Raw genomic sequence first — 24597 nt, 5'->3', positions numbered from 1 at the left:
CGTTTATCCCCCCTAATATCTATGAATTACTTTCTATGATTGGTGACTCACGCCCCTCAATGCAACCTCGATACATGTAAATGAAGTTGACGGTTTCTTGAGTCACCTCAAAACCGAATCGTCGATAGAGTTCACCGACTCGATTCCCTCGCAGATAACACAACGCAACAGGCATTGACAACTTGTCGGCCTTGGCCAGCACCATAGACAGAATCTTTGATCCTAATCCCTTCCCCTGCATTTGTGGCATTATAAAAAAGCGAGCGAAATACCAATGATCACGTTTGTCTTGCACCAAATAGCACCCGACACGCTCTCCATCAACCTCTATGATTTCAGGCCTCGCTTCCTCCCACTCTTGCTCATGCATCGCACGTTGGACTCCTTCATCCCAGCCAAAATTAGCGGTAATAGGTCCATATTCAGCATACTTTTTCAAATCAAACAGAAAATCAAAATCACCTTCAGTGGCATGACGAATGTTCACTTATAACCTCAATATCATTTTCACATGATAATTATGAGGACTAAATTTATAAAATTCTATAACTAACTATAATAAACAAAAAATTGAGATGAGCATTTTGAATAATACTGACATATGTACAAAGTAATCACTCATGCCAAGCCAGATTTATTCCTATTTGGAATGCATAGACACTGGTACATTTGCTTCAATTACAACTGATGAAATATGACTTCAGTTACATATTAACGGTTGTCACTAAAAATATTACCAATATAAAACTTCAATCACATTGATATGAAATACATCAAACCATTGCTCTTATATTCAGACTTAACGCTACACAATATTAACCAGCCAGATTCCAAAAATAAAAATCAGAAACTGGCTGGTTAATTTTACATTTAATGATTATTTGCTGTGTTACAAACCTCTGTTTGAATTATCGGCGGGGCCGCTTCAAAATGGCTCATATTTAAGGTAAAGCTCCCCTCACCTCCTGTCATTGCCCGCAACTTTTGCGCGTAATCCTCAAGCTCATTTTGGGGGATTTTTGCCATGATCTGGGTTAGCTGATTATCCCCTGCTCGCGTATCCAGAATTAATCCCCGGTTGGCAGCAAGATCCCCCGTCACATCCCCTACCGCACTCACAGGCACCGTCAGGTTCAATTCAACAATCGGCTCAAGAACGATCGGGCTGGCATCACGTACAGCGTTAAGAAATGCCTTTTTACCGGCAATAACAAACGCAATCTCCTTGGAGTCAACCGAATGGTATTTCCCGTCATAGACCGTTACTTCTATGTCCCTGATCGGGTTACCCGAAATCGCGCCTTCCGACAACGCCTGACGAACCCCTTTCTCGACTGCAGGGATCAATGCAGTAGGAATTGCCCCACCGACCACTTTGTTCACGAAACTAAATCCCATCCCGCGTTCTAATGGCCGCACTCTCAGCTGCACTTCACCAAACTGCCCCGCCCCGCCACTCTGTTTCTTATGGCGATAATGCCCTTCGGCAGGCTGGGTGATCGTCTCAAAGTACTCAATACTTGGCTGGGCCGTACTGACCTCAAGTTTGTACACCGAGGCCATCTTCTCCAGTGCAATCTTAAGATGAAACTCCCCCTGACCACTCAATACTGTTTCATTGGTTCGGACCCGGTGCTCTACCCGCAATGTCGGATCTTCCGCTGCAATCTTGCCCAAAACCTCGGACAGCTTCTGCTCATCACCCCGCTTAACCGGACTGACCGCAAGGCTGTACATGGGGGCGGGAAAATCCAAATCCTTCATGACCACACCATCTTCATCATGAGAGTCATGGAGCACAACATCAAAAGCCAAATCATCCACTTTTGCCAATACACAGAAATCCCCAGCCCTTGCCTGAGAGATTTCCATCCGTTTTTTACCTTGTAGCTGATACAGGTGGCCAACCTTTATCGGCTTGTTGCTATTGCCGACAAAAAGCTGTGCTCCTGTATTGATCTCACCTTGAAATACTCGGATATATGCAAGCTTTCCAAGATACGGATCCACACTCACTTTGAAAACATGGGCAACAGCATGATCCATTTGATCACAATCGATCCGAACAATATTACCCTGCTGTTCCAGATGCGGAGGGTTGCCTTCATCAGGACGCGGCATAATTTCGGCCAACGTGCGTAGCAGCAATTCAATTCCCGCCCCAGTTTCAGCCGAAACAAAACAGATCGGAACGATATGACCGGTTCTCAGCGCTTCTTCAAAAGGTGTATGGAGCTGCTTTGGCGTTAACGCTGATCCCTGCTCAAGATAGAGTGCCATTAAATCCTCATCAAGCTCAATGACCTGATCGACTAGCCGCTCATGAGCATCAGTAACCGTATCGATTGCCGATACTTCATCGTATGCCGGCTCGAAATAACAATCTGCTACTGAGATCCCATCAGGGCTTGGCAAATTAATAGGCAAGCAGGCATTGCCAAAATGCTCGGTTACCAAGGCTATTAACTCTGCGATTTTCTCTGGATTCAGATCAATCTTGTTGATGATAATCATCTGGCATTTGCTTTGCTCACAAGCGTAAGCAAAAAGGCGATCGGATAGCTGGCTTATCGGCGTATTGGCATCCAGTACCAATGCTGTTGTTTCAACGGCAGGATATACGCTCAAGCAACGCCCAACTAACTCTGGCAATCCCGGCGTATCAATAATATTCATCCGCCGATTTTGCCAAGCCAAATTCACTGGGGTAGCTTCGATACTGTGTTGGTATTGAATAGACTGAGGATCAAAATCCGTGATGGTATCACCAGATTTTACACTGCCTAAATGGGTGGTTGATTGAGCGGTAAAAAGAAGACGTTCGATCAGTGTCGTTTTCCCTACTCCACTTTGACCAACGAACGCAACATTGCGAATAACATTGATTGGCATACAGCCCCCTTGCTAACGATTAGAAAACGATAAAAACAGCGTGCTGGCGGGATACCCCGCCATCTCGTCTTCCAAGTCATTTTTCTTATGGGAACTGTCATAGGCATCAACCTAGTGTTCACGCATTACTGCTTGGGCGTGTCAGCATGTTAAGAATAGGTTATATACCCATGCTGCGATACTTATAGCGAATTTACTGTGATGAGTTTCATACGAGGAGGGATCATGCAGGGCACAATTAAAGAAAAAGCCACAGTTGTGATACCCGTCATCCGGTTTCTCAACAGTGGCTTTTCGACCCAATATCACTAAGGCAATACTTGAGGCTAGCTGTCCATTTTACGCATTTGGCTCAAGTATTTGATCCAACTCTTAGACGCCGAGCTCGATTGAAGGTTATCAGCTCGCTTGGCATGAACAATGGCCTGCTCAAAATCTTCCAGTTTGTAATAAGCCCTGACCTTTGCTAACTCAACATCGGCTTTATGCTTACTCCCCCTGACTTTATCTAGCTGAACCAACGCTTGCTGATAATGCCCTTCTTGCAATAGCAGCTGTGCCAATTGCCAGCGATACTGGTTATCAAGCTTGGCGGCACGTTCCCATACCGTTATTGATTTTTCCCACTCTTTTGCCATTTGCCAATATAAGGCCTGAGTAGAAACCAATTTGGGGTCTGACGCTGCGCCATCAAGCTCCGCATAAATTTCCGCAGCGCGTTCGGGGATCCCACGCTGCGCATACAGCTGCGCCAATGTTTTCAAATCTTGCTGTGTTAGCGATACGCCTTTGCGCTTGGCCATTGCTAACGTACCCAGCGCATCCTTGCTACGCCCCAACTGAAGCTGAATACCTGCCAGTTGCTGCCACCAAACCACTTTATTCGGCTCCAAACCGATCAGCGTATCAAGGGTCGGGATGGCCCCTTTCCAATGTTTTAGCTGCAGTTGTGAACCCAGTTTCAATGTCAGTGGCTGGACTTTTGCCTTGCGTTCATACCTATCGTACTGGGCAATCGCTTTTATAACCGGTTGCCACTCACCAATCTGATAATGAGCCTGTGCAATTCGCAGCCATAGCTCGTCGGCTTTCTGGGTCGCAGGTATATGCTTAGTCAACGCGTAATAATGTGGCAGTGCCTGCTTGAACTTTTCATCTGAGAGCAGAATATCAGCCAGCATCCTTTGGGTTATCCAAGCCTGCTCATCCTGAAGCAGTCCAGAGGCAACCGCCGCGCTGAGATTACGTACAGCCTTATCGTGATTGCCTTGCTGCCAATAAAATACCCCCAGCATACGCTGGACAAATGCCTTGTCGTAATCACGTGACGGATCCAATCCCTCCAGCAAGACAATTGCCTCAGGCAGACGCTCATCTTGCTGCAGGGTATTGGCCCGCTGAACCTTATTGGCCGTAAACTGCGATAGCTCCGCTTTTGCGCCCTCGCTAAAGACGGTCAACGGCAACGCGAGTGCGAGAAGTAATGTCAGTGCTTTGATCATTTTTGAAGTTTAAACTCCAGTCTTACCGTTTGGCCAATCTGAGCGATTGCCTTCCCATCAACCACTTTCGGCTGATATTTCCATTTACGCAATGCCTGCATCGCCTCACGCTCAAACAGACGGCGGGGTTTTGCCTCAAGCACTTTGATATCACTCGGACGCCCCTGCGAGTCGATAGTAAACGACATCACCACATACCCTTCAGCGCCCTGCTTCATTGCACGGGCTGGGTATTTAGGCTCGACACGATACAGCGGCATGGCTTGCTGATTCGAGCCGAAATCTGAAAACGTCGGCATATTAATCGCAATACCACTGATGGCCGTGTCCAGGCTCAAACTTGGCATTGTCGGGGTTACGCTTGCCGTTGCCGATGCTTGCGATGTCATCGGGACCGCTTCCGGCGGTGGTTCAGGCGTTTCGGGTTTTTCAGGTACCGCTCGCTGGCGGCGTTGGATCTCTTGTTCCTGTTCAACCATGACCATGTCAAACGACAGGGCTTGTTTTTCTTCCTGTGCTCGCTGATGGCCGTTATCGACCATCCACGCCATAAAAGTAAACAAACCCAATGCCGTGACGATAGCCAGTGGCAACGCGATAAGAAAACGCAGCATTAGCGTTTCTCCGCAGCCAGCGCAATATTCTTCACGCCTGCGCCTTTCGCTGCATCCATGACCTTCACTACAGTACCGTTATAGGCATGCTCATCGGCCTGTATCACTAATGATGCCTCCGGCTGCTCCAGTAACAGGTGCTCCAAGGTCGCCTGTACACGCTCGGCATCGATGACTCGCTTGTCGATATAAATATCATTCGACGAGGTGATCGCGACAAAAATACCGGCGTCTTTCTGGCTCACGACATTACTGGCTTGCGGCCGGTTAACCTCTACGCCGGATTCACGTACAAATGAGCTAGTAACAATAAAGAAAATCAACATGATAAAGACGATATCCAACATAGATGTCAAATCTACTTGGGCATCCTCACGGGCAGAAGACGGACGACTCAGTCTCATCACTGACTCCTTAACAATTTTTCTAGTTTAAGTTCACGCAACAGGCATGCCTTGGATAGACGGGAATGAACAAACATTCCTGTCAGCGCCGCCACCATACCGGCCATTGTCGGCAGAGTAGCCAATGAAATTCCCGAGGCCATCAGGCGCGGTTGGCTACTGCCTTGCGTAGCCATCACATCAAAGACCGAGATCATCCCGGTTACCGTACCCAACAAACCAAGCATCGGGCAGATGGCCACCAACACCTTGATCAGGTTCAAGTGCTGGTTCAACGCCAAATGGGCCTGATTAAGCCAGCCATCACGGGCGGCATGCGCATACCATGATGTTTGATCGCTCCGTGCCTGCCACTGCGCCAACCACTGTTTTTTCTGCTTTGGATAGGTAAAGCCAAGATACAGCACCCGCTCAAGCACCAATAGCCAACTAAATACAACCACAGCAGCCAGCCACCAGAGGATCTGGCCACCTTGGTTCATAAAATGCTCTAACGAGAACCACCAGGCTTCAAACATCGATGTATGCAACAGCGGGATGTTATAAAGACTGTTTTCCATTACGCGGCTTTTCCTACTTTCTCGGCCTGCTCTGCCACCATGCTGATCCCTTGTTTCTCGAGGATACAGCGAATATTTTCAGACTGGGTGCTCAAAATATTATGCGCCAGTAACAATGGCATCGCCGCAACAAGGCCCAATACAGTTGTAACAAGCGCCGTTGAAATACCACCAGCCATGATTGTCGGATCGCCGTTACCGAACTGGGTGATCACTTGGAAGGTTTCGATCATCCCCGTCACCGTACCCAACAAGCCGAGCATCGGCGCCAATGCAGCCAAAAGCTTCAGCATAGATAGGCCCTTTTCAAGCCCTTGCTGCTCGTCGACTATGGTTTCCAAAAGACGCAATTCAAGCGCTTCAACACTACGCTGCTGCTCTTTGCTGTATACGCTCAAGACTCGCCCCAACGGGTTATTCCCTGGTTGCTGCGGATTCTTAAGCTGCTTGTTGATCTGCTGGCGCGAAACAGCCAATTTCACACCGCGGAACAGGGCGATAATCAAACCAATACCCAGCAGGCCAAGGATAATTTGCCCCACTACCCCGCCTTGGGCAAGGCGCTCTGATAAACTCGGTGAATTAGCAAGTTGCTCAAGCATAATGCCACGCGACGGGTCAACAACGGCTGGCTGCACCCCCGTTTGAGCCAATGCTGCCATTGAAGCCAAAACAGGCCCGTTTTCAGGCTGCTTTAGGTAGATTTTAGCCGCATTGCGATCGCCATCCCATGCAAGGTAACCTTGCTCGCCTATCAACCCCATGCTACCAAGACGGTATGCCGTTACTTCAGACTGGTGTCCTTGACCATTAATGAAAGGCACAGAAACTTTACGCATCTCGCGACTTGCAAGAATCTGATCTTCCATACCTTTCCACAGGCCGGAAAGTTGATTCAAGGACGGCAGCGTTTTGGCGGCGACAATTTCATCAACCACACGCTGGTGGCTATTTCGGTCAATACTGGTTACCGAAAACGCCATTTCACTCTCTAATTCTTTGGCGGCCTGACGTACAACGCCAAACAATTCACCCAGGCTGCCGGTCTCCAAGCGCAACTGCTCTTCAAGACGGGCAAGTTTGTTTTCATTTTCACTGAAACTTTTACTCAGCACATTCGTTTCGCGCTGAAGCTGATCACGTTGGCGCAACAATGCATCTCGCTGAGAACGAATTTCCGCTTCTGTCAGCTTAAAGCCCTTTTCGCGCTGGACGTCATGGGCCTTCTGCACTCGTTGCTCTTGGCGCGTCTGATCAAGCAAAGCGGTGTCAGCTTGGACCTGAACTGGCAGCAAAACAGTCGAGGCAAGGCAAAGAGCCGTAGCTAGCACTTTGAGTTTCATCTTAGTTCGCCTCCATGTCGACAGATACAGGCAGGGTGATCAGGCTTGGAGCCGCTTGTTTGGATGCGATAGCAAACGCTTTGTTGATATCTTTGGCGTAGCTACTATCGAGCGGCTGCCAATGGGATGACATATCATTCCACGCCCAGAATTGGTGGCCATCAAGACTCCGGGCAACCAACGAAATGCGGCCGAGATATAACAGATCGGCTTCAATGCGATCGCCGTCTAGCTGTACCTCGCCTTGGTAAATCCCCATCTTGGTGCCGTAATCCATTTCAATTTGGTAGGCTTCTAGAATACGGCGGTATTTTTCCGCGTCACTGACATCGGCCTGTGTCATCATTGCTTGCAGCTTGGCGATACGCGCCAATCGCTGAGAGTGACGGATCGGTTTGTCATTCTCAACAATTACCTCCAAGCCATCCAACATACGGTACATCAATGGTACGACACCTTGACGGGTCTCTTTGATGCCTGAAATCTGATCGGCAAGGCTGCTCGCTTCCTGCTCTTGATTGGCAACCAAGTTCGCCATGTGATCGCGGTAGACCGTCAGATTCTTCACTTCTTCTTGCAACTGTTCCATTTCTGCCTGCATCGACAAGGCCGCTTCTGCGCTGGCATCAATTCTATTCTGGCTCTTAGCCGATGAGCTATTCATTGCATTTTCAACGCTACGCGCTTCACCAAGGGTTGTTGCCTGTACCCCGGAAATCGAACCTAGCAGTAATAAAGCTAAACTGGTTTTTTTAACATTCATTCTTTTTACATTTGATAGAAAAAATCGCTTCCCAATGAAGAGATAGACAAAAACAAAGAAACCCTGCTTAACAAGCAGGCGAGCACATTAAATGCAAACAAAAATCATTTAAAGTAGAGACATACAGAAAAAGGGGAGACATGCTCCCCCCTTCAAGGTACTTAGTAACGGAACTCAACCGTTGCCATGTAGTTGCGACCCTCGCCGATAATCGTCTTAGTCTGGCTACCACCTGCTAGGTAATCAGTATCGAACAAATTATTAACGTTCAGACGCATAATAACATCGAGGTTCTGATCATAATTGATCGTATGGGCCACACCTGCATCCACACGAGTGTAGGCATCCTTCTTATACGTATTGGCACTATCGCCAAAACGAGAACCTTGATAGAACAAGCCAAGATTAACATCAGTATTGTTTGTTACAGAGTAGCGAGACCAAATACTTGCAGCATACTCCGGCACATCCGCTGGACGCTTACCATCAATTGTGGCGTTTGTCGGATCAATAATCTCTGCGTCAAGATACGTAAAGCTACCGTTTAGTGCTAGTTTCTCTGTCACATAACCCGTTGCCGAGAATTCTGCACCACGATGCTTCTGCTCACCAACCTGCGTTGTAATACTTTCTTTGCCGCTCACATTGCTGACATCTTCGGTGACCACTTTGTTTTCCTGAGTGATATCGAAGATAGCGGCAGAAACCAGTGCCTGTCCGTCAAATAGTTCCCACTTCGTACCCACTTCATATAGGATACCTTTCACTGGGTCTAATTCCATGCCATCGTTAACATCTTGTGCGTCATCGATTGGATCTTTTGGCTCAAAACTCTCTGAGTATGTCGCGTAGATTGAACCATTCTCGGCAGGATGGAAGATCACGGCTGCTTTTGGCAGTACATTGTTGAAGTTGCCTGCATCCGTCTCGTTACGATCAAAGCGCACGCCAGCCAATACTTGCCACTGATCATTAATGGTTACCATATCTTGCAGATAGATACCGTATGAGTCTCGCTCGGTAGGTTCTCTGTATCGACCATTCGAATAATGCAACTCGCTAGGCTTGATCATTGGCTGACCGACTGTTGCCGTATAGCCTTTCAAATACTCACTTTGAGTTTTGTAGTAATACCCTAACCAGTTAGCTCCCACCAGCATTTGGTGCGACATACCTAGCGCATCAAACTCTCCGACGAAATCTACGTTCGCGGTATTGAATTTCCAGTTGTCCCAGCGATCATAACCATTGTAAGTAAAGGTACCTGTGGTCGGATCGTATGTCTCTGGTTTAGAAAAGCTTTCGATATCACGACGTTCAAAATCTTGATGGTTATAACTTGCCGCAACACGCCACACATCCGACAGCTGTGCAACAACATCAACACCTATATTCTCAACGTCGTTCTCAATGTTCGACCATTGTGCATCCCAAACATGCTCTCGGCCCAATACCGGTTCACCATCAACGATGTAGGCACCGGTATCTACGCTGCCGTCGTCATTGGTACGATCATAGTGAAATGATACGGTTACGTTATCGGTAACATCGTAATCAACGAACAGACCACCAACAAAACGATTCGTCGACGGTGTGCTGCCATCAGTGTAGCTACGCCATGAATCATAATCTTCTTTCGCCAATACGGCACGGGCACGCAATGTCTGATCAGCATTTAGCGAACCGCTAATATCTGCCATCGTACGGGTACGGTTATTTGAACCGATATCCTGGCTGACGTTTACCTGCGTCTCGTATGTCGGTTTCTTAGAAACCATGTTTACCAAGCCACCCGGGGCCGATTTGCCGTACAGCAAGCCAGCAGGTCCTTTCAATACCTCAACACGCTCAAGCAATTCAATCGGCTGACGGTAATGAGACCAATGCTGCTTGCCATCACGCAGGAAACTTTCGCCACTGCTAAGCTCAAAGCCACGCAGTGTAAATGTTTCACGGTTACGTCCCTTGCCACCTTCTGAAATACTTGAATCATTCTTAAGTACTTCACCCAAGGTGCTCGCTCGCTGCTCATCAATCACCTGCTCGTCGATCACTGCAACCTGTCCCGGTGTTTCAAGCTGGGTTGCTTCAATGCGCATAGCAGTTGTGTTGGTATCTGCCTTGTACCCATAGTCACGGCCGGTGACAACCATATGCTCGTCAACATCGGTGGTTGATACAGCCGTCTCGGCGAGGGCGACAGGTGCGGCCAGAATGGCACCGATCATCAAAGTCAGCTGGCTTTTGGTAAACATATTCCGTTACTCCAATAAACAAATGTACCGACACTCAATGACTAATTGTTATAAGTAAGTGCACGGCTGGAATGTATGTACTGCATTCCCAAGTAAAAAACTGACACGGAATATAATTGATAACTATTAGCATTTGCAGTCTAATTTACATTCTTTGCATTCGTAAAGGAATGTAAAGAATCGTCAATGCCTCCTGACGATAGACTCTGGATGCTATTTTGCCTGTAGGTAGGTATAATTCACGGGTTTATGTTAATCCGGTAAAGAGCAAGTGACAGAAGTAAACCAGGAAAGCGTTCATCAGCAACTGACTGCGCTGAATTACAAAGCCGATAAAATGCGCTTTGTCACCGTCGAGGCGATGGACGAAGAAATGCTGGAAAGCTGCACCGCCACCGAAGGCGAATGCTTCTACAATAGCTATATGAATGTTATCTATGGCAAAGGTGAGCGTTACGTCTTGGGGTATCGTTGTGAAGAAACCATCATTGACCACGCGATTATCCGCAAGGGTGATAAGTATTATGACCCTACTTTGCAGGCACAGGGTGACTTCCAGCCATACCAATATGCAGTCCTGACGGAATTTACCGTTTTCGACATGATGAAGCATGCCAAGTCCAACAAAGACTTCCCGCCAGATGTGGACTACATCCTCTCAAAGGCAAGCAAGTTCAAAAATGTCATTGATGTCGAAAAGCTAAAGCAATCCAAATAAATAAAAAGCCTCTATATACAATAGAGGCTTTTTCATTTTAACCATGTACACCCATATACACATAGTCAGGATACACTATCGGGCTGCCAGCAAAAACAAGGTAACTCGTAGTCCTCCAGACTTACGGTTCTCAGCCTCTACTCTGCCTTTCATGATACTCATTGACTCTTTTACTATGGCCATGCCTAAGCCATTCCCCCCCGACAGCTTATCCCTTGCCGGCTGTAAACGGGTAAACGGATCGAATACAGTTCCAAGACCATGCTCAGGGATCCCATCGCCATTATCTTCTATCACCAACTCGATATGCTCCCCGCCCCGTAGTACTGAAACCTCAACCACGGCTTGCTCGCCGGCATATTTACAGGCGTTTTCAACCAAATTTTTCAATGAGCGCAGTAACAGACGCTGATCTGCCAATGCAAAGACATTGTCATTTTGAATATGTAGGTGAATGCTCTGTCCGGGTAATGCCTGCTCACGCGCTGTTATCATATACTGACTACATAACGCAGCAACATCGACAGGAACCAAAGACAAATCATGCCGAGCATTTTCCAACCGGCTAAACTCTAAAATTTCACTCACCAGCGTATTCATTGCTGCTGATTCATTTTCAAGCCTCACCACCAGACCATGCTGTTCTAGCGGCAATTTTCGTTTGAGCAAATGCAGAGCCAGGTCATGCCGGGCCAATGGTGTCTTTAGCTCATGGGAAACATCACGGATCAATCGCTTCTGTTGCGCAGACAACAAATCAATTCGATGAGCCATGTGATCAAAACTAGCAGCGAGCTGTGCAAACTCCGAGGCTGTATCACCCACTTCATCACCGACCCTTACAGAAAAGTCCCCTTCCGCCAAACGGTGGCTGGCTGCCTGTAATGTCGCTAGAGGCGCTTGTAAATAGCGTGCCAGTAGCCATGAAAACACCGATAAGATGAGTATTGTAATTAGCAATTTAATAAAAAAAGCATAATAAGCAAAACTATGGGCGGGATGATATTGGTGCGGAAACTGAATAACCAGTTGATACCCCGATGACAATGGTATGCCAATAAGTGGTTGGTTTACTTCATTATCAAAAACCGTATCAATATCACGCGTATATTTGAGTTTGAATGCGAAATGAGGATGCAGCTCGCGGCCACTTATCGCTTGATTATCCGGGCCAAGTACAAACAAAGTATAGCGTTGACCTCGCTCCCAATCGGCTAACTCATCCATATCGCCATCTTGTACCATCACATCAGCTTGATAGGCCAACTCCCGCATCTCATTTTGTATATTCTGGGGGATCTGCAACAGAACTTTAACCAAGACAGCTTCGGCAATGTTTTGAAGGGCAAAGAGGATAATCAAGCTCACCGCAAAATAAGAAAATAATTTAAATGCAAGTCCGTCGCGATTGCCCAAACCAAACATCGTTTTCAATTGTTGTACTATTATCATTACTGTCGCTTATCTTTCAAAATCAACCCTATTTTAACACCCTGCCGGTTGATTTTTGGGTTAATCGCACTTTTTTACTTCAAGGCTATTGTATCTTCAGCCTCTATTTTATATTCAATAACAAAAGATAATACCGCAGGATGCACCATGAAATACGTTGTTCCCGCTTTTCTTACCTTCATTCTGCAAGGTTGTAGCAGTACAGGGGTCACGATAAGCAAACCAGACACACTGATAGAAAACCCACAAGGCATTGGCTATCTATCCGGTGATCTCGCCAGTTCTCGAATCTGGCCATTCACTGCTGACAATATCGCAACCACACTCAATTTTCGGCACACTGCCAGCAGGCATATATTCTCCATCACCAGTACCCAATCCGGTATTGATTACAGCTCTGAAGAAATCCGCGGACAACTTTTTTCTGTACCTCTCCCTGCGGGTAACTATGAGCTCTATAGCGTCAGTTTCAAATCAAACAACGGTGTGAGAGCACTCTACTCCAGCTCTGAGTCGGAGCTTGGTGTAAACTTTACCGTTGAGCCAAATGAAGTCACATTCTTAGGCCAATTCGTAACATCCAGCCTTGTTGCCAAAAGTACATTGTGGAATACCCAATATCCTTCGGGTTTGGGTCAGCTTGATTACCACCAAGCAACAGAACAAGACCAGGAAGCATTCTCTAACCGGTTTCCTGAACAAGCAGCCCTTGACTTCAACCCGCAACACCTCAAAGGCTTACAAGCACCAATAAAGAGCGTGACGATCATTGAATAAAAAAACGGCAGTCTACACTGCCGTTTTTTCAATACTGTATGGCACACACACCTATTTCACTTTTACAGGTACGCCGTTTTGCTCAAGCAGAGCCAGATCCAATACTGCACTTGCCTGCATATCACCAGCAACTTCAGATACTAGCGAATTCGGTGCTGCAACAACTTTATGCTGACCGAGCTGAGACTCATTCCGCGACAACGGCTCGTGAACCTCAACATACATGGAACCATCCGGTTCAACAGTCTGTTTCAATGCTTGGTTGATGATGCTGACTTTTGTTCCTCGTGAAACTTGGCTAAAGAGCCATTCAACATCCCACGGATTCATTCGAATACAACCGGAACTGACTCGCATCCCGATACCGAAGTCTTTGTTTGTTCCATGTATTAGATACTGCCCTCCCCCTTGGGCCAGTCGCATCGCATAATCACCCAATGGATTCTCCGGACCGGCAGGTACAACAGCGGGCAGTTCAATCCCTTTAGCGCTGTACTCCTTACGGATATTCGCCGTTGGTGTCCATGTCGGATTCTTAATCATCTGACTTATTCGCGTCGTCATCTTCGGTGTTTCGCGGCCTACACGGCCAATACCGATAGGGAAAACATACACTCGGTCACTGTGCTCGGGGAAGTAGTACAAGCGCAGCTCAGCCAGATTGATCACTATCCCTTCTTGCTTTGCATCAGGCAAAATCAACTGCATGGGAATTTGCAGCAACGAGCCAGGCGTGGGAAGAAATGGATCGACCCCGGGGTTAGAAGCCATCAGGTGTAACAAGCCAACATTGTACTTATTAGCAATATCTAGCAGGCTATCACCCTTGTTCACTTGATAATATTCCATTATACCCACGAGCTTACTACCTTGACCCGGTCGCTGGTACTCTACTGCTTGCGCAGAGCACGCCATCAAACCGGCCAGCATCATGAGCAATATACGTTTAAACACAGTGCCTCCACCTTCTTTGCACGAGTATGGCAAATAACATCATTGACGATTGTCGGCCGTCAGGTTTCTCAATGTTAAGACGGCTGATCCTAACGGGCCAACATGCATATTAAGTCAGCATAACGTCAATGTTAATCTTAGCAAGCCTTAAAAAAATGCTCGGGCGACCTAACTAAGGTTGCCCGAGCAATTTCACACCATATCACGCCTGTCTTGCATCATGCATATTTTGCGATAAGCACTTTCCACGCCTTACGTTGCAAATCCAATCTTTGCTTCATATCTTCGTACTGTTGTATCAATTCAAAACTTTCGCAATGCTTGAGCACTTTCTTCTTCTTCAGCTCAAGCAGACGCTTTTTGGCGGAATAATAATCAGCAATTTTAGCAATAAGCGCTTCGTACTCAGCATCCAACCTTGCCAAACTCGCCTGGCTTTCTGGCATTGCAGCTAATTTAACCTGCAAGCGCTGGTGTACCATTGCCGCTTTAGCCTTCTCGATTCTGTCCTCAGGGCACGTTCGCAATTTATACGTCCATCCAACCCAAGAGCAGGATTTTATCAGCCATTTGGTTGGATCAAATTGCCACCAATAAATTCCATTACGGTAATCATTTTCAAAAATATGATGATAATTATGATACCCCTCGCCGAACGTCAAAAAAGCCAACAAACCATTATCACGAGCGGTGTTCTTATCTGTATATGGCTGGCTACCCCAAAGGTGCGCTAAGGAATTGATAAAAAAGGTTGTATGATGACTCAGCACCAAGCGTACAACCCCAACAAGTAACAAAGCCCCCCAAATATCACCATGTATTAGCCCAAACAATAGTGGGATTCCCACATTGGTCACGATAGCTAAAGGAACATAGTAACGGTGTTGCCAAGCTACAACGGGATCCTTTTGCAAGTCACGGCAATTGGTGTAATCACGGTAACGACTTTTTTGATATTCACGCAGCATCCAGCCAATATGGCTATAAAAAAAACCGCGCTTAGCTGAATAAGGGTCTTTATCATTATCGTCAACATGGCGATGGTGGATGCGGTGATCCGATGACCAATGCAAAATGCTGTTTTGCAAAGCAAAAGTTCCGCCTATTGCAAAAGCCCATCGAAGTGGCTTACTCGCCTCATAAGTCTTGTGCGACCACAACCGATGATAACCCGCGGTGATGGATAACCCGCAGCAACAAAATGCTATGACGAGTCCCAAAACCTGCACCCAGTCAAAACCGATATAATACGCGTACAACGGCGTACCAATAATTGCTACAGCGAACGTCAATGAGAATATGGCCACATTTAGCCAAATAATACGTGGTTTTTCGGTCATCATCCTGTCAACCTTTAGCTTACACGTGTAAGCCAAGAATAATAACGGAAACGTTTGCTGTCAATATAGATAAAAACTCGGCGTGATGCCGAGTCAACTCTACGTATTCCTAAATTGGCTTAGCAAGGTCATCGCCAGAAGCTATACATAATGCGGATCCACACACGCATAAACTTGACCAACACTTTCTGAACGATTCAGTAGCTCAATGGCCAAGCGAGCCACCTCACCACGGGTAATCAATCCATGTACTTCTTTGCCTTGGCTAAGCTCACCCAGCCCTGTCGATGACCCGTCTTTCAATCCACCTGGGCGCAAAATAGTAAATGCTAACTGGCTGGTCTGTAACCACGACTCGGCAAGACTCTTTTCTCGCACAGCCTGACCAAATGCTTGTCTGGCACGTTCAGATAATGTAGCCCATGAATCACCACAACCAAGAGAGCTAACCATCAAAAAACGGGATATCCCAAAATGCTCAAGAGAATCAATTAGGTTACGGTGCCCTGTATAGTCGACAGGATACTCTGCACCAAAGCTTCCCATCGTCGAAATCACCCAGCTATCCTTTTCTGCCGTAGACAAGACATGCTCTATCTCAGAAATCGACAAAGCATCACCCGCAACAACATCTACCCCCAAAGCCTGCAAAGCCTCTGCTGACTCAGGCTGTCTGACCATTGCGGTAACCGAGCCACCTAGTTCACGATAATGCTTTGCAATAGCGAATCCTAATCCTCGACTTGCTCCAAAAAGTACTAAATGTTTCATGCCACAACCTGCAAATGATAATGAATATAAATATCATTATCACACATAAAAAAGAGAAACCATATACCCTGCGGCTTCCCTTTTTTGTTTACTGTGCCTTCAGTGAAACTACGCTAGTAGAACTACGCTGATGCTTCTCCTGAAGGTGCAGATGAATTTTGCTGAGCCTGATGTTTAAATTCATCAAACTCGGTCTGCACTTGCTCCAATTGAGCTTTTAGCATGTCATGGCTATTTTGCAGTGTTTCAAGCTCTTCTGCCTGTAACTGGCTATATGCCTCCAATTCTTGGAGCTGGGATTTCTGAGCCTCGAAAGCAGCTTGGTGCTCTTCTATCTCTACTTTTAACTTCCTGCTGTTGCGCTGTGCTGTCAATTTAGCTTTATGCGCTTTATCAGCTGTCTCTTCGGCATCTTGCTGCTGTATTTCAGCCATAGCAATAGCTTGCTCTAGGGAGCCGACCGTCTGTTCCAACTCTTGTACAGTCTGCTTAAATTGGTTCAATTCCTCATTAGTCGCAGATGGATCACTCGACATCCTTCCCCACTGAGAGGCGGCATTGCGAGTAACCTGATCCATCAAATCAAACGGAAATCGTAACGATTCAACTGGCGTGCCATCAAACCATTGTTGATCAAGTTCTTCCAGTATTCTGACTGTCTGCTGATAACTGTTATCCAGCACATATTTGGCATTTGAAACTGCAATCGACTCAAATGCCTTACCGGCCAATAGTACCGTCTGCATGTTTTTCGCCATCTCCTCAGGCTGTACAGCCTCAGTCAATTTAACAAACGGATGAGTTTTGAAATCATATTCCATCATGAAAGTATTCCGCCATGGTTTAATAAAATTATCACTAAAAGGTATACGCACTCCCCCTTGTCTTATACCAAATCTGCCAAACTGTAAGCATTCAGTTTCATAAAATTTGAACTACAACTAAACTTGCCAAACCAAAGTGTATCAACATGACTATTTTTCGTACTGTTAGTGACGTGAATCACTAGTGACTATTCACTGAAATACAAGCCTATACCCCATGAGCAGAAACAATTATTCCCGTGATCCAAATCAGTCTGGCAACTATTCGCATCAGGCTGGCAAACTCGGTATAGTACATTGCAACAGCCACCAACCAGACCCAATCATGCCACAACATCCTTGCGCTTATTCCGAGCTGATCCACTCACGTCGTTCTGTTCGTAAATATGACCCTGAAGCCACGTTCGATCACGATGCCGTAAAGCGCTCACTCGAGCTCGCCCTCCTTTCGCCCAACAGTTCCAACATGCAGTTATGGGAGTTCCACCGGATAATCTCAGACAAAAAACGCGAGCAACTAGCGGACATTTGCATGGGACAAAATGCCGCCAAAACGGCCAATGAGCTTGTGGCTTTCGTGGTAACACCTCACAAATGGCGAGGTCGCGCAAAACTCAATGCTGCACAAATTCGTCACGCTTTCGATGGCCGAGAAGATGCCACCGCCAAGCGCGCACTGAAATACTACGAAAAACTGATCCCTTTCGTTTATAACAACGATCGTTTGGGGCTATTTGGTCTCGTCCGAAAACTATTAAGCTTTTTCATTGGTATAAAGAAGCCTATGGTTCGTGAAGTTGGAAGAAGTGATCTTCGCGTCTGCCTGCATAAGAGTAGTTCACTAGCAGCCATGACTTTCATGACAGCAATGAGAGCTGAAGGATATGACACCTGCCCGATGGAAGGTTTCGACTCAAAACGGGCCAAAGCGCTACTCGGCTTGCATAAAGATGCCGAAATAACCATGATCATCAGTTGTGGCAAGCGAGCGGACGACGGAATTTACAGCGACCGTCATCGCGTTGCCAGCGATGAGGTCATAATGAGTCATTAATTAACCAATTGCTGTTTTTCCCATACCTTCTACCGGAAAAATGGGGTATGGTGTGGGAAACAACGATAGATAGTATGGTCAGATGGAAAATATCGTAGACAAAAAAAATCACTGGATGGCAAGCCACATTACTGAGGCACAATTCCCAACACCGTTAAGCCAAACAGGCCTGTCGATATACTTATCCAAGCCCCGTGAATGTGTCACTCTCGATACTTCCAAGGCTCACCCCTCTCAATCTGAATCAGCCATTACTATCTATCCGGTTGACTGCCACCCGCTAACCATTCGTTATTCCATTGTACTGGCAAGCCAATGGCAAGATGAGACTGAGAAGGAAGCAATGATTGAGTACCTCACTCAAATCATGTTTGAGCCTGAATCTCCTGCTGAATTGTATGTCGGCTTTTACCACGGCAAGCCCGCAGCCTGTGGTATGATTTTCCACGATGAGCAACATGGTGATTTGATCGCAGATGTATACGCTCTGCCTATTGCCCAGCAAGCTCAACTCATTGAAGATATGCACCAGGCGTTGATTAGCCGCTGCCATCACTCCAGCGTCTATATTGAAAAAAACGCGGCCTAATCACATCACGGTTAGATCTTTATAGAACTGGTAAGTGACCATCTCTTACCAGTTTGTTTTCCTGTCCCCTCTCTTTTCATCACAGATGTCCTGCTACTTATTGTAAGCTCAAGCCATCAAGCTTTTTCTTCGTGACATCTTGTTCTGTGTCCTTTTTTGACCATATTTATTTTTTTTCCCATACTTTATTTACTGTTGAATATGTATAGGGATACCTAATGAAGGGAATCATATTTACTGAGTTTCTTGATATTATTGAAGATAACTTTGGGCTGGAAGTTTGCCAACAAATGCTTGATGATACCGCAGACGAAGGGAGTTACACCGCTGTCGGTAGCTATGATCACCGAGATCTCGTAAAACTGATCGTAGCCCTCTCCCAAATAACCCATATTTCTGCCGAGTCACTGCAAGAAATATACGGCGAAGCTGTCTTTATACGCCTTCTCAATAGCCTCCCCCAGATCAACGACAACCCAGACAACACCTTTGGCTTTATCAAGCGAGTTGAAGAGCATATCCATACTGAAGTTAAAAAACTCTATCCCGATGCAACTCCACCTAAATTTGATTTTCTATCCCACACCGCCACATCAATGGTCATGGATTATAAATCTGCTCGCTGTATGTCACATGTGTGCTTCGGTCTTATCAAAGGCTGCGCCAAACATTTTGACGAAAACATCGACATCACAATGACGGCTATTTCTCCAGATAAAAAACATGTTCGGTTTACTATTAACCTAGTCTGAGGATTATTATGGATAATCGTCAAATTGAGCTGTTGCAAAAGAAAATTAGCCGTGAGCGCAACGCAAGACGCAATGCGGAAAAGCTATTAGAAGCGAAAAGCCTCGAGCTCTTTGAAGCAAATAAAGTCATTGAAAAAAGTCTTGAAAAAGTCAAAGCCAAAGCTGAAAACGACTCAGAACTACTCACCTACCAAGCCAAGGTCGATAATTTGCTACTGGAATTTGGCAGACGTTTTATTAAACACTCACCTAACAATCAACTCATTGAAGAACTCACCAATGCACTTGTAGATAGCCGCTTTGTACGGGCGTGTAGTATCAGGCTTGAATGCCCAAGTGTAGCTAGCCTAAACGTATGCCATACCTCAGGCCGCCAACAGATTTGGCAAAGTCCACCAAACCTAAAAAACCTTGGCGAAATCTGGGATGAAAACGAAAAGATACTATGGCTTTCTCTAGACAAAAACGACATCGTCCATGGTTATTTGGCCACAAGAATCAAAGCATCAGGTACTTGGCTCGAAACAATCAGAAAGCAAATGCTACTGTTTAGCGATATGATTAGATCCTCTATTGATCGCCAACTTAAACTTGAAGAAGCCATTACAGCAAGAGAACAGGCTGAAGCGTCAGAAAAATCAACTCGCGACTTTCTCGCGATGATAAACCATGAGCTTCGAACGCCATTGAACGGATTGCTCGGTACTGCCGAACTCATGGCGGATACGAACCTAAACAGCCACCAGCAACGACTACTATCAACTCTCAACCACTCCGGAGAGTTACTTCGTTCAATTATCAATGATTTACTCGACTATAGTAAAATCAATGCCGGGATGCTTGAACTCACTAATAAACCCTTCGACAGTCACACAATGATGATGATGCTACATGACATCTTTCAGCATCGAGCCAACGAGAAGCAACTTGAACTCAATATGGACATCACCAAGGAGACTCCTCGGTGGATAATCGGTGATGAAGACCGTATCAAGCAAATCTTTGTCAACCTAATCAGCAATGCTATCAAATTTACTGAAAGAGGAGCCATATCAATCAAAATACGATGGCAAGATAACCAACTATGCTTCATTGTAAGCGACACTGGTTGCGGTATTCCCGAGGATAAAATCGTAAGTTTATTCGAACCTTTTACCCAAGTTGACAACTCAAGCCAACGCAATCATGAAGGAACCGGACTGGGACTGGCGATTTGCAAGCGACTGACCGAACAAATGGGTGGTAACATCTCTGTCGAAAGCAAAATGGGAATAGGTTCAACATTCTCTGTTTCAATTCCTTTGGCTAAACACGTACACGAAGCCAAAGTTAATGACAAAGAGGCCCTAACAGCCCTCCCCATCGACAAACTCAATATCCTTGTCGTGGAAGACCTGAAAACAAACCAGATGATTATCAATCTGATGCTTAGCAAATTTGGAATAAAGCCCACTATCGCCAACCACGGGCAAGAAGCTCTATCCTATATTGAGCACCAAACATTCGACATTATCCTTATGGACTGCCGCATGCCAATAATGGATGGCTACACAGCCACAGAAAGACTACGTAAATCGGGCTATAACAAGCCAATTATTGCTCTAACCGCCGGTACCACACGAGTTGAGCGTGACGATTGTTTTGCTGCAGGCATGAATGATATTTTATGCAAGCCGTATCAAACCAAAGAGTTACGAGAATTACTCGAAAAATGGAGCAAGGATTAACTACACTCCATATCATCTCTAGCAAACGAAACTACCTTATCATTTACAGATAACTATGGTGTCACGACTGGGTGACAGCAAGAAGAGCGTCTGCAAAATAGTCCAACTGCTCCTCCTGTAGCCCTGCAATATTGATACGACCGTCATTAACTGCATATACACCAAATTCATCACGTAATCTCTTGACTTGCTCTGCCGTCAATCCCGTAATAGAAAACATGCCTTTGTGCTTTGCTATAAAATCAAACTGATGAGATCCTTTTGCCCTAATGGTATCAACCAACCCCTGACGTAGACAGATTAACCGCTGATTCATTTCCAGCAGCTCCTTCTTCCATTCAGCCGTAAGCTCAGCGTCACCCAGTACCTCAGCAACAAGTGCTGCACCATGATCAGGCGGCATGGTATATGTAGACCGTGCAATATTAAGGATCCGTCCCTTGGCTTTCTGTGCCTCGGCCAACGACTCACCCACAACAATAGCAACCCCTGTTCGCTCTCGATAAAGACCAAAATTCTTAGAACACGAGGCGGCTATCACCATCTCATTGATGTTATCAGCCATATAGCGCAGCCCAGCAGCATCTTGCTCAAGGCCATCACCAAATCCCTGATACGCGATATCAACAAAAGGCATAAATCCGTTTTTCTTTGCCAACTCAGTTATTGACTGCCAATCTTCAAAGCAAATATCTGCACCTGTCGGATTATGGCAACAACCATGCAGCAAGACCACATCCTGATCTCCCGCTTCAGCCAATACCTCTAGCATTGCTTGGCTATCAACCTGCTTGGTCTCAGGATCAAAATACGGATAATAACGAACCTGGAGTCCTGCGGCCTCCATAACAGGTTTGTGATTCACATAGCTAGGATTGGAAATCCACACCGTCGTTTCGGGCTTAGCCAGATAAATAAGATCAGCGAGCATTCTCAGGGCACCACTTGCACCAGGAGTTTGCACCGCGGCAGCGCGCTCATGGGCTGATGTACCGGTTAGCAACAAATCCATCATAGCTTGGTTAAATTGCTCATTTCCGGATAAACCAACATAGGCTTTTGTCGTCTGATGAGTAACAACCCGCTGCTGTGCAAGTTGTACCGCTCGCATGATTGGCGTTACACCCTCACTATTGCGGTATACACCTATGCCCAAATCCATTTTACAGTCGCGGGGATCATCACGATACGCAATACCCAAAGATAAAATAGGATCGGGTTGCGCCTCTGCAAGTTGCTTAAACATGTCAAAATTCCGTTTAACTAGGGATTATTATTTCTATCACTTCAATCTCTGTACGTCATCAGATTTGTGAGCTAATCGTCTTCTTCCTTGTGCAACCGCACCTTGACTCACGCTGTCATCCCAGTCGTAGCGATGCTAAATTCTTGATCTAGATTAACCATTGTGTAACTTCACTTGCAGGTAGCGGTTAAACACCTACAGTTAATATAGGTATAAATAACTCGCGTACTATTAAGCTGTTTTGTGATTTAAAGCTGGTTACCACCTAGCATTTGACGCTGGTCTTAGCATGTCGGAGGTTGAGATGAAAAATAGTGTTGATATCAAAATGTTGCTAACAGCCTATGAGAAGATTAAAACTCAGGGACAGGAAATTGAGTTTGGTAAGCAACTTGATGACATCAAATGTACAGAAAGCCATGACGGATACTCTGTGAGCTTATCGGATGACCATGTCAGCTTAGATATCCACTTTCATAATGCCTATCACTTCCACACTATGAATGAAGACCCAGACTCAGTTATCAACCAAACCAAAGCAGAATTTCACAACAATAACGAAGCACAAATACAAGATTTTATAAAAAAACTAGAAAATCTCACCGATAAATATTAATGGAGATTATCAATATAGAATTAATACATAAAGATAAAATAATACGATCTTAACCGCAATATTCTGGGTGCAACAAATAACACAATAGCTTTTTTTTGCACCCTATCGCAATTCACACTCATACGTTCAAGAATTACAGTACGCTGACAGAGTCTTCGCCAATAATGAATATACTTTACTTCGAATTAGCAATACGTAGGAATACTGTTCAGACTTCGTTCAATATCGCTCATGTAAATTACAAATAAGATTTAACAAAGTGATTGAACATTTTACAAATGAGGCTATCGTGTTTGCAGAACAACTTAAAACCAATGAACAAGAAGCGGTGATCAGAGCGCTTGACGAATGCTACCGTCGTTTAGATGAAGCCGACCTAACAGCTAAAGACCTAACGCAAGAAGGCTTTGTATTGCTGTTTCGCTCAGCTTATTTCAGCCAACTAAACGGAAACAAATAAAACCCAAGCATGCTTGGGTTTTTTTATCACAATTAAACGTTACTGTGTTTATAGTGACCAATCTCGGTTTTGTAGAACAACCCGATAACCATCGATATCTTCAAATGTCTTACCGACTTGTTCCCAATATGGATTGCTAGATTCAACCACGGTGAAACCAGCATCAATCATATTACGGCAAGAACGTTCCCACACCCTGCTGCAATCAACATAAAAAACCAGCAAATGCTCAGTAGAGGGTGCTCTACCCGCTTCAACACCAATTTTTTCAACAAACTCTAGATGATAAGCGTGCTTTTTATGTCCGAGAACTACACCATTAAAACCATCATAATCCTTAAATTGCTTTAACATCTCAAAGCCTAACGCCTTGCTGTACATTAAAGCGATTTTATTTAAATTATCTGTAGGTCGCACGACACGTAACGTTGAATCTTGAGGAATCATCTCGAACTTAAACTCCATTTATGGTTTCAATTCAATATATTAGTCTTCATGATTAAGATATACAACTGAACAAATAATACGCTCTGCGCATTTCATGACTGCTATCACAAACTATTCGTAACAAAAGCAAAAGAGTGATACGAATACCACTCTTTTCATGAAAAGCCATGTAGTTAATAACAATATTACGCGGGTAAATCACCCGTCGCCAACAAGTTCAAACTATCAGCCGTATATTTTTGAAACGTAACATCTGATCTTTTAGGAGGATAAATATACTTAGTCACTTTAATGATATATTTAGCGACAATATCATCGCTGACATCCCTCTCGTCATACCAAAAAGTATCGACATCCACTTTTTTTCCCTCATCCCACTTCATATCAGTGCGTATCAACTTGTGATCTTTGGGAATACCCAGTTTTTCCTTAAACATAGTCGTGCTCCAAGCCAAAAAATTAACGGCTTATATAATCACATACTTTTTGCAAGGTCATTATCACCCCGTCACAGTTCAAAAAAGCAACAACTGACAT

General features: G+C 45.4%; 25 protein-coding genes. 8 read left to right on the top strand and 17 right to left on the bottom strand.

The window, feature by feature from the left end:
* Window positions 1-19 precede the first annotated feature (19 nt).
* The 9 genes from ABT56_RS16510 to ABT56_RS16470 all read right to left on the bottom strand — a co-directional run bounded on the left by ABT56_RS16510 (window position 20) and on the right by ABT56_RS16470 (window position 10333).
* Complete coding sequence (locus ABT56_RS16510) at window positions 20-487, bottom strand: GNAT family N-acetyltransferase (RefSeq protein WP_047879983.1); 468 nt, start codon at window positions 485-487, stop codon at window positions 20-22.
* Between the two features lie 383 nt (window positions 488-870).
* Entirely contained in the window at window positions 871-2892 is a 2022-nt protein-coding gene (gene fusA / locus ABT56_RS16505; protein ID WP_047879982.1) for an elongation factor G, read from the bottom strand.
* A 326-nt stretch (window positions 2893-3218) separates the two neighbouring features.
* On the bottom strand, window positions 3219-4394 hold the full coding sequence (locus ABT56_RS16500; RefSeq protein WP_047879981.1) for a tetratricopeptide repeat protein: 1176 nt from the start codon (window positions 4392-4394) through the stop codon (window positions 3219-3221).
* Entirely contained in the window at window positions 4391-5008 is a 618-nt protein-coding gene (locus tag ABT56_RS16495) for an energy transducer TonB (protein ID WP_047879980.1), read from the bottom strand. The genes ABT56_RS16500 and ABT56_RS16495 overlap by 4 nt, the downstream gene beginning before the upstream one ends.
* A complete protein-coding gene (locus ABT56_RS16490; RefSeq protein WP_047879979.1) occupies window positions 5008-5412 on the bottom strand; it encodes an ExbD/TolR family protein in 405 nt (134 codons plus the stop codon). The genes ABT56_RS16495 and ABT56_RS16490 overlap by 1 nt, the downstream gene beginning before the upstream one ends.
* A complete protein-coding gene (locus ABT56_RS16485) occupies window positions 5412-5972 on the bottom strand; it encodes a MotA/TolQ/ExbB proton channel family protein (RefSeq protein WP_420835131.1) in 561 nt (186 codons plus the stop codon). The genes ABT56_RS16490 and ABT56_RS16485 overlap by 1 nt, the downstream gene beginning before the upstream one ends.
* A complete protein-coding gene (locus ABT56_RS16480; protein ID WP_047879978.1) occupies window positions 5972-7315 on the bottom strand; it encodes a MotA/TolQ/ExbB proton channel family protein in 1344 nt (447 codons plus the stop codon). The genes ABT56_RS16485 and ABT56_RS16480 overlap by 1 nt, the downstream gene beginning before the upstream one ends.
* Window position 7316: 1 nt before the next feature.
* Complete coding sequence (locus ABT56_RS16475; protein WP_047879977.1) at window positions 7317-8078, bottom strand: DUF3450 domain-containing protein; 762 nt, start codon at window positions 8076-8078, stop codon at window positions 7317-7319.
* Between the two features lie 161 nt (window positions 8079-8239).
* The gene (locus ABT56_RS16470) at window positions 8240-10333 is read right to left on the bottom strand and encodes a TonB-dependent siderophore receptor (RefSeq protein ID WP_047879976.1); all 2094 of its coding nucleotides are present in this window, start codon (window positions 10331-10333) and stop codon (window positions 8240-8242) included.
* A gap of 271 nt (window positions 10334-10604) precedes the next feature.
* On the opposite strand from ABT56_RS16470, the gene ABT56_RS16465 reads away from it, so the two are divergent.
* Window positions 10605-11051, top strand: a complete 447-nt coding sequence (locus tag ABT56_RS16465; protein ID WP_047879975.1) for a hypothetical protein — start codon at window positions 10605-10607, stop codon at window positions 11049-11051.
* A 75-nt stretch (window positions 11052-11126) separates the two neighbouring features.
* On the opposite strand, the gene ABT56_RS16460 is transcribed toward ABT56_RS16465, so the two are convergent.
* Window positions 11127-12503 (bottom strand): HAMP domain-containing sensor histidine kinase, encoded by a 1377-nt coding sequence (locus ABT56_RS16460; RefSeq protein WP_047879974.1) that lies wholly within the window; start codon window positions 12501-12503, stop codon window positions 11127-11129.
* Window positions 12504-12650: 147 nt separating this feature from the next.
* Here ABT56_RS16460 and ABT56_RS16455 point away from each other — a divergent pair, with 147 nt between their 5' ends.
* The gene (locus ABT56_RS16455) at window positions 12651-13280 is read left to right on the top strand and encodes a hypothetical protein (RefSeq protein ID WP_047879973.1); all 630 of its coding nucleotides are present in this window, start codon (window positions 12651-12653) and stop codon (window positions 13278-13280) included.
* Between the two features lie 51 nt (window positions 13281-13331).
* On the opposite strand, the gene ABT56_RS16450 is transcribed toward ABT56_RS16455, so the two are convergent.
* The 4 genes from ABT56_RS16450 to ABT56_RS16435 all read right to left on the bottom strand — a co-directional run bounded on the left by ABT56_RS16450 (window position 13332) and on the right by ABT56_RS16435 (window position 17169).
* Window positions 13332-14213, bottom strand: a complete 882-nt coding sequence (locus ABT56_RS16450; RefSeq protein WP_047879972.1) for a L,D-transpeptidase family protein — start codon at window positions 14211-14213, stop codon at window positions 13332-13334.
* 239 nt (window positions 14214-14452) lie between these two features.
* Window positions 14453-15577, bottom strand: a complete 1125-nt coding sequence (locus ABT56_RS16445) for an acyl-CoA desaturase (protein WP_047879971.1) — start codon at window positions 15575-15577, stop codon at window positions 14453-14455.
* Between the two features lie 138 nt (window positions 15578-15715).
* Window positions 15716-16345 (bottom strand): SDR family oxidoreductase, encoded by a 630-nt coding sequence (locus ABT56_RS16440; RefSeq protein WP_047879970.1) that lies wholly within the window; start codon window positions 16343-16345, stop codon window positions 15716-15718.
* A 122-nt stretch (window positions 16346-16467) separates the two neighbouring features.
* On the bottom strand, window positions 16468-17169 hold the full coding sequence (locus ABT56_RS16435) for a hypothetical protein (protein ID WP_047879969.1): 702 nt from the start codon (window positions 17167-17169) through the stop codon (window positions 16468-16470).
* Between the two features lie 325 nt (window positions 17170-17494).
* Here ABT56_RS16435 and ABT56_RS16430 point away from each other — a divergent pair, with 325 nt between their 5' ends.
* The 4 genes from ABT56_RS16430 to ABT56_RS16415 all read left to right on the top strand — a co-directional run bounded on the left by ABT56_RS16430 (window position 17495) and on the right by ABT56_RS16415 (window position 21291).
* Complete coding sequence (locus tag ABT56_RS16430; protein ID WP_047880029.1) at window positions 17495-18223, top strand: nitroreductase family protein; 729 nt, start codon at window positions 17495-17497, stop codon at window positions 18221-18223.
* 82 nt (window positions 18224-18305) lie between these two features.
* Window positions 18306-18812, top strand: coding sequence for a hypothetical protein (locus ABT56_RS16425; RefSeq protein ID WP_047879968.1), 507 nt, complete (start codon window positions 18306-18308; stop codon window positions 18810-18812).
* Window positions 18813-19030: 218 nt separating this feature from the next.
* Window positions 19031-19564, top strand: coding sequence for a heme NO-binding domain-containing protein (locus tag ABT56_RS16420; protein ID WP_047879967.1), 534 nt, complete (start codon window positions 19031-19033; stop codon window positions 19562-19564).
* A gap of 8 nt (window positions 19565-19572) precedes the next feature.
* Window positions 19573-21291: an ATP-binding protein gene (locus ABT56_RS16415; protein WP_047879966.1), complete on the top strand. Its 1719-nt coding sequence runs from the start codon at window positions 19573-19575 to the stop codon at window positions 21289-21291.
* A 61-nt stretch (window positions 21292-21352) separates the two neighbouring features.
* Here ABT56_RS16415 and ABT56_RS16410 read toward each other — a convergent pair whose 3' ends face one another.
* Complete coding sequence (locus ABT56_RS16410; protein ID WP_047879965.1) at window positions 21353-22537, bottom strand: amino acid aminotransferase; 1185 nt, start codon at window positions 22535-22537, stop codon at window positions 21353-21355.
* A gap of 304 nt (window positions 22538-22841) precedes the next feature.
* Between ABT56_RS16410 and ABT56_RS16405 the strand changes: the two genes are divergently transcribed.
* Both ABT56_RS16405 and ABT56_RS24240 read left to right on the top strand, forming a co-directional pair.
* The gene (locus tag ABT56_RS16405; protein WP_047879964.1) at window positions 22842-23153 is read left to right on the top strand and encodes a DUF3081 family protein; all 312 of its coding nucleotides are present in this window, start codon (window positions 22842-22844) and stop codon (window positions 23151-23153) included.
* A 289-nt stretch (window positions 23154-23442) separates the two neighbouring features.
* On the top strand, window positions 23443-23613 hold the full coding sequence (locus ABT56_RS24240; RefSeq protein WP_169753942.1) for a hypothetical protein: 171 nt from the start codon (window positions 23443-23445) through the stop codon (window positions 23611-23613).
* 48 nt (window positions 23614-23661) lie between these two features.
* Here ABT56_RS24240 and ABT56_RS16395 read toward each other — a convergent pair whose 3' ends face one another.
* Complete coding sequence (locus ABT56_RS16395; protein ID WP_240478335.1) at window positions 23662-24078, bottom strand: VOC family protein; 417 nt, start codon at window positions 24076-24078, stop codon at window positions 23662-23664.
* A gap of 167 nt (window positions 24079-24245) precedes the next feature.
* Window positions 24246-24497 (bottom strand): hypothetical protein, encoded by a 252-nt coding sequence (locus ABT56_RS16390; protein WP_047879962.1) that lies wholly within the window; start codon window positions 24495-24497, stop codon window positions 24246-24248.
* Between the last annotated feature and the right edge of the window lie 100 nt (window positions 24498-24597).

The sequence above is a fragment of the Photobacterium aquae genome (genome assembly GCF_001029445.1).
Classification (GTDB): domain Bacteria; phylum Pseudomonadota; class Gammaproteobacteria; order Enterobacterales; family Vibrionaceae; genus Photobacterium; species Photobacterium aquae.
Note: the sequence above shows the minus strand (reverse complement) of the source record. Positions and strands in the feature narration are given on the sequence as shown.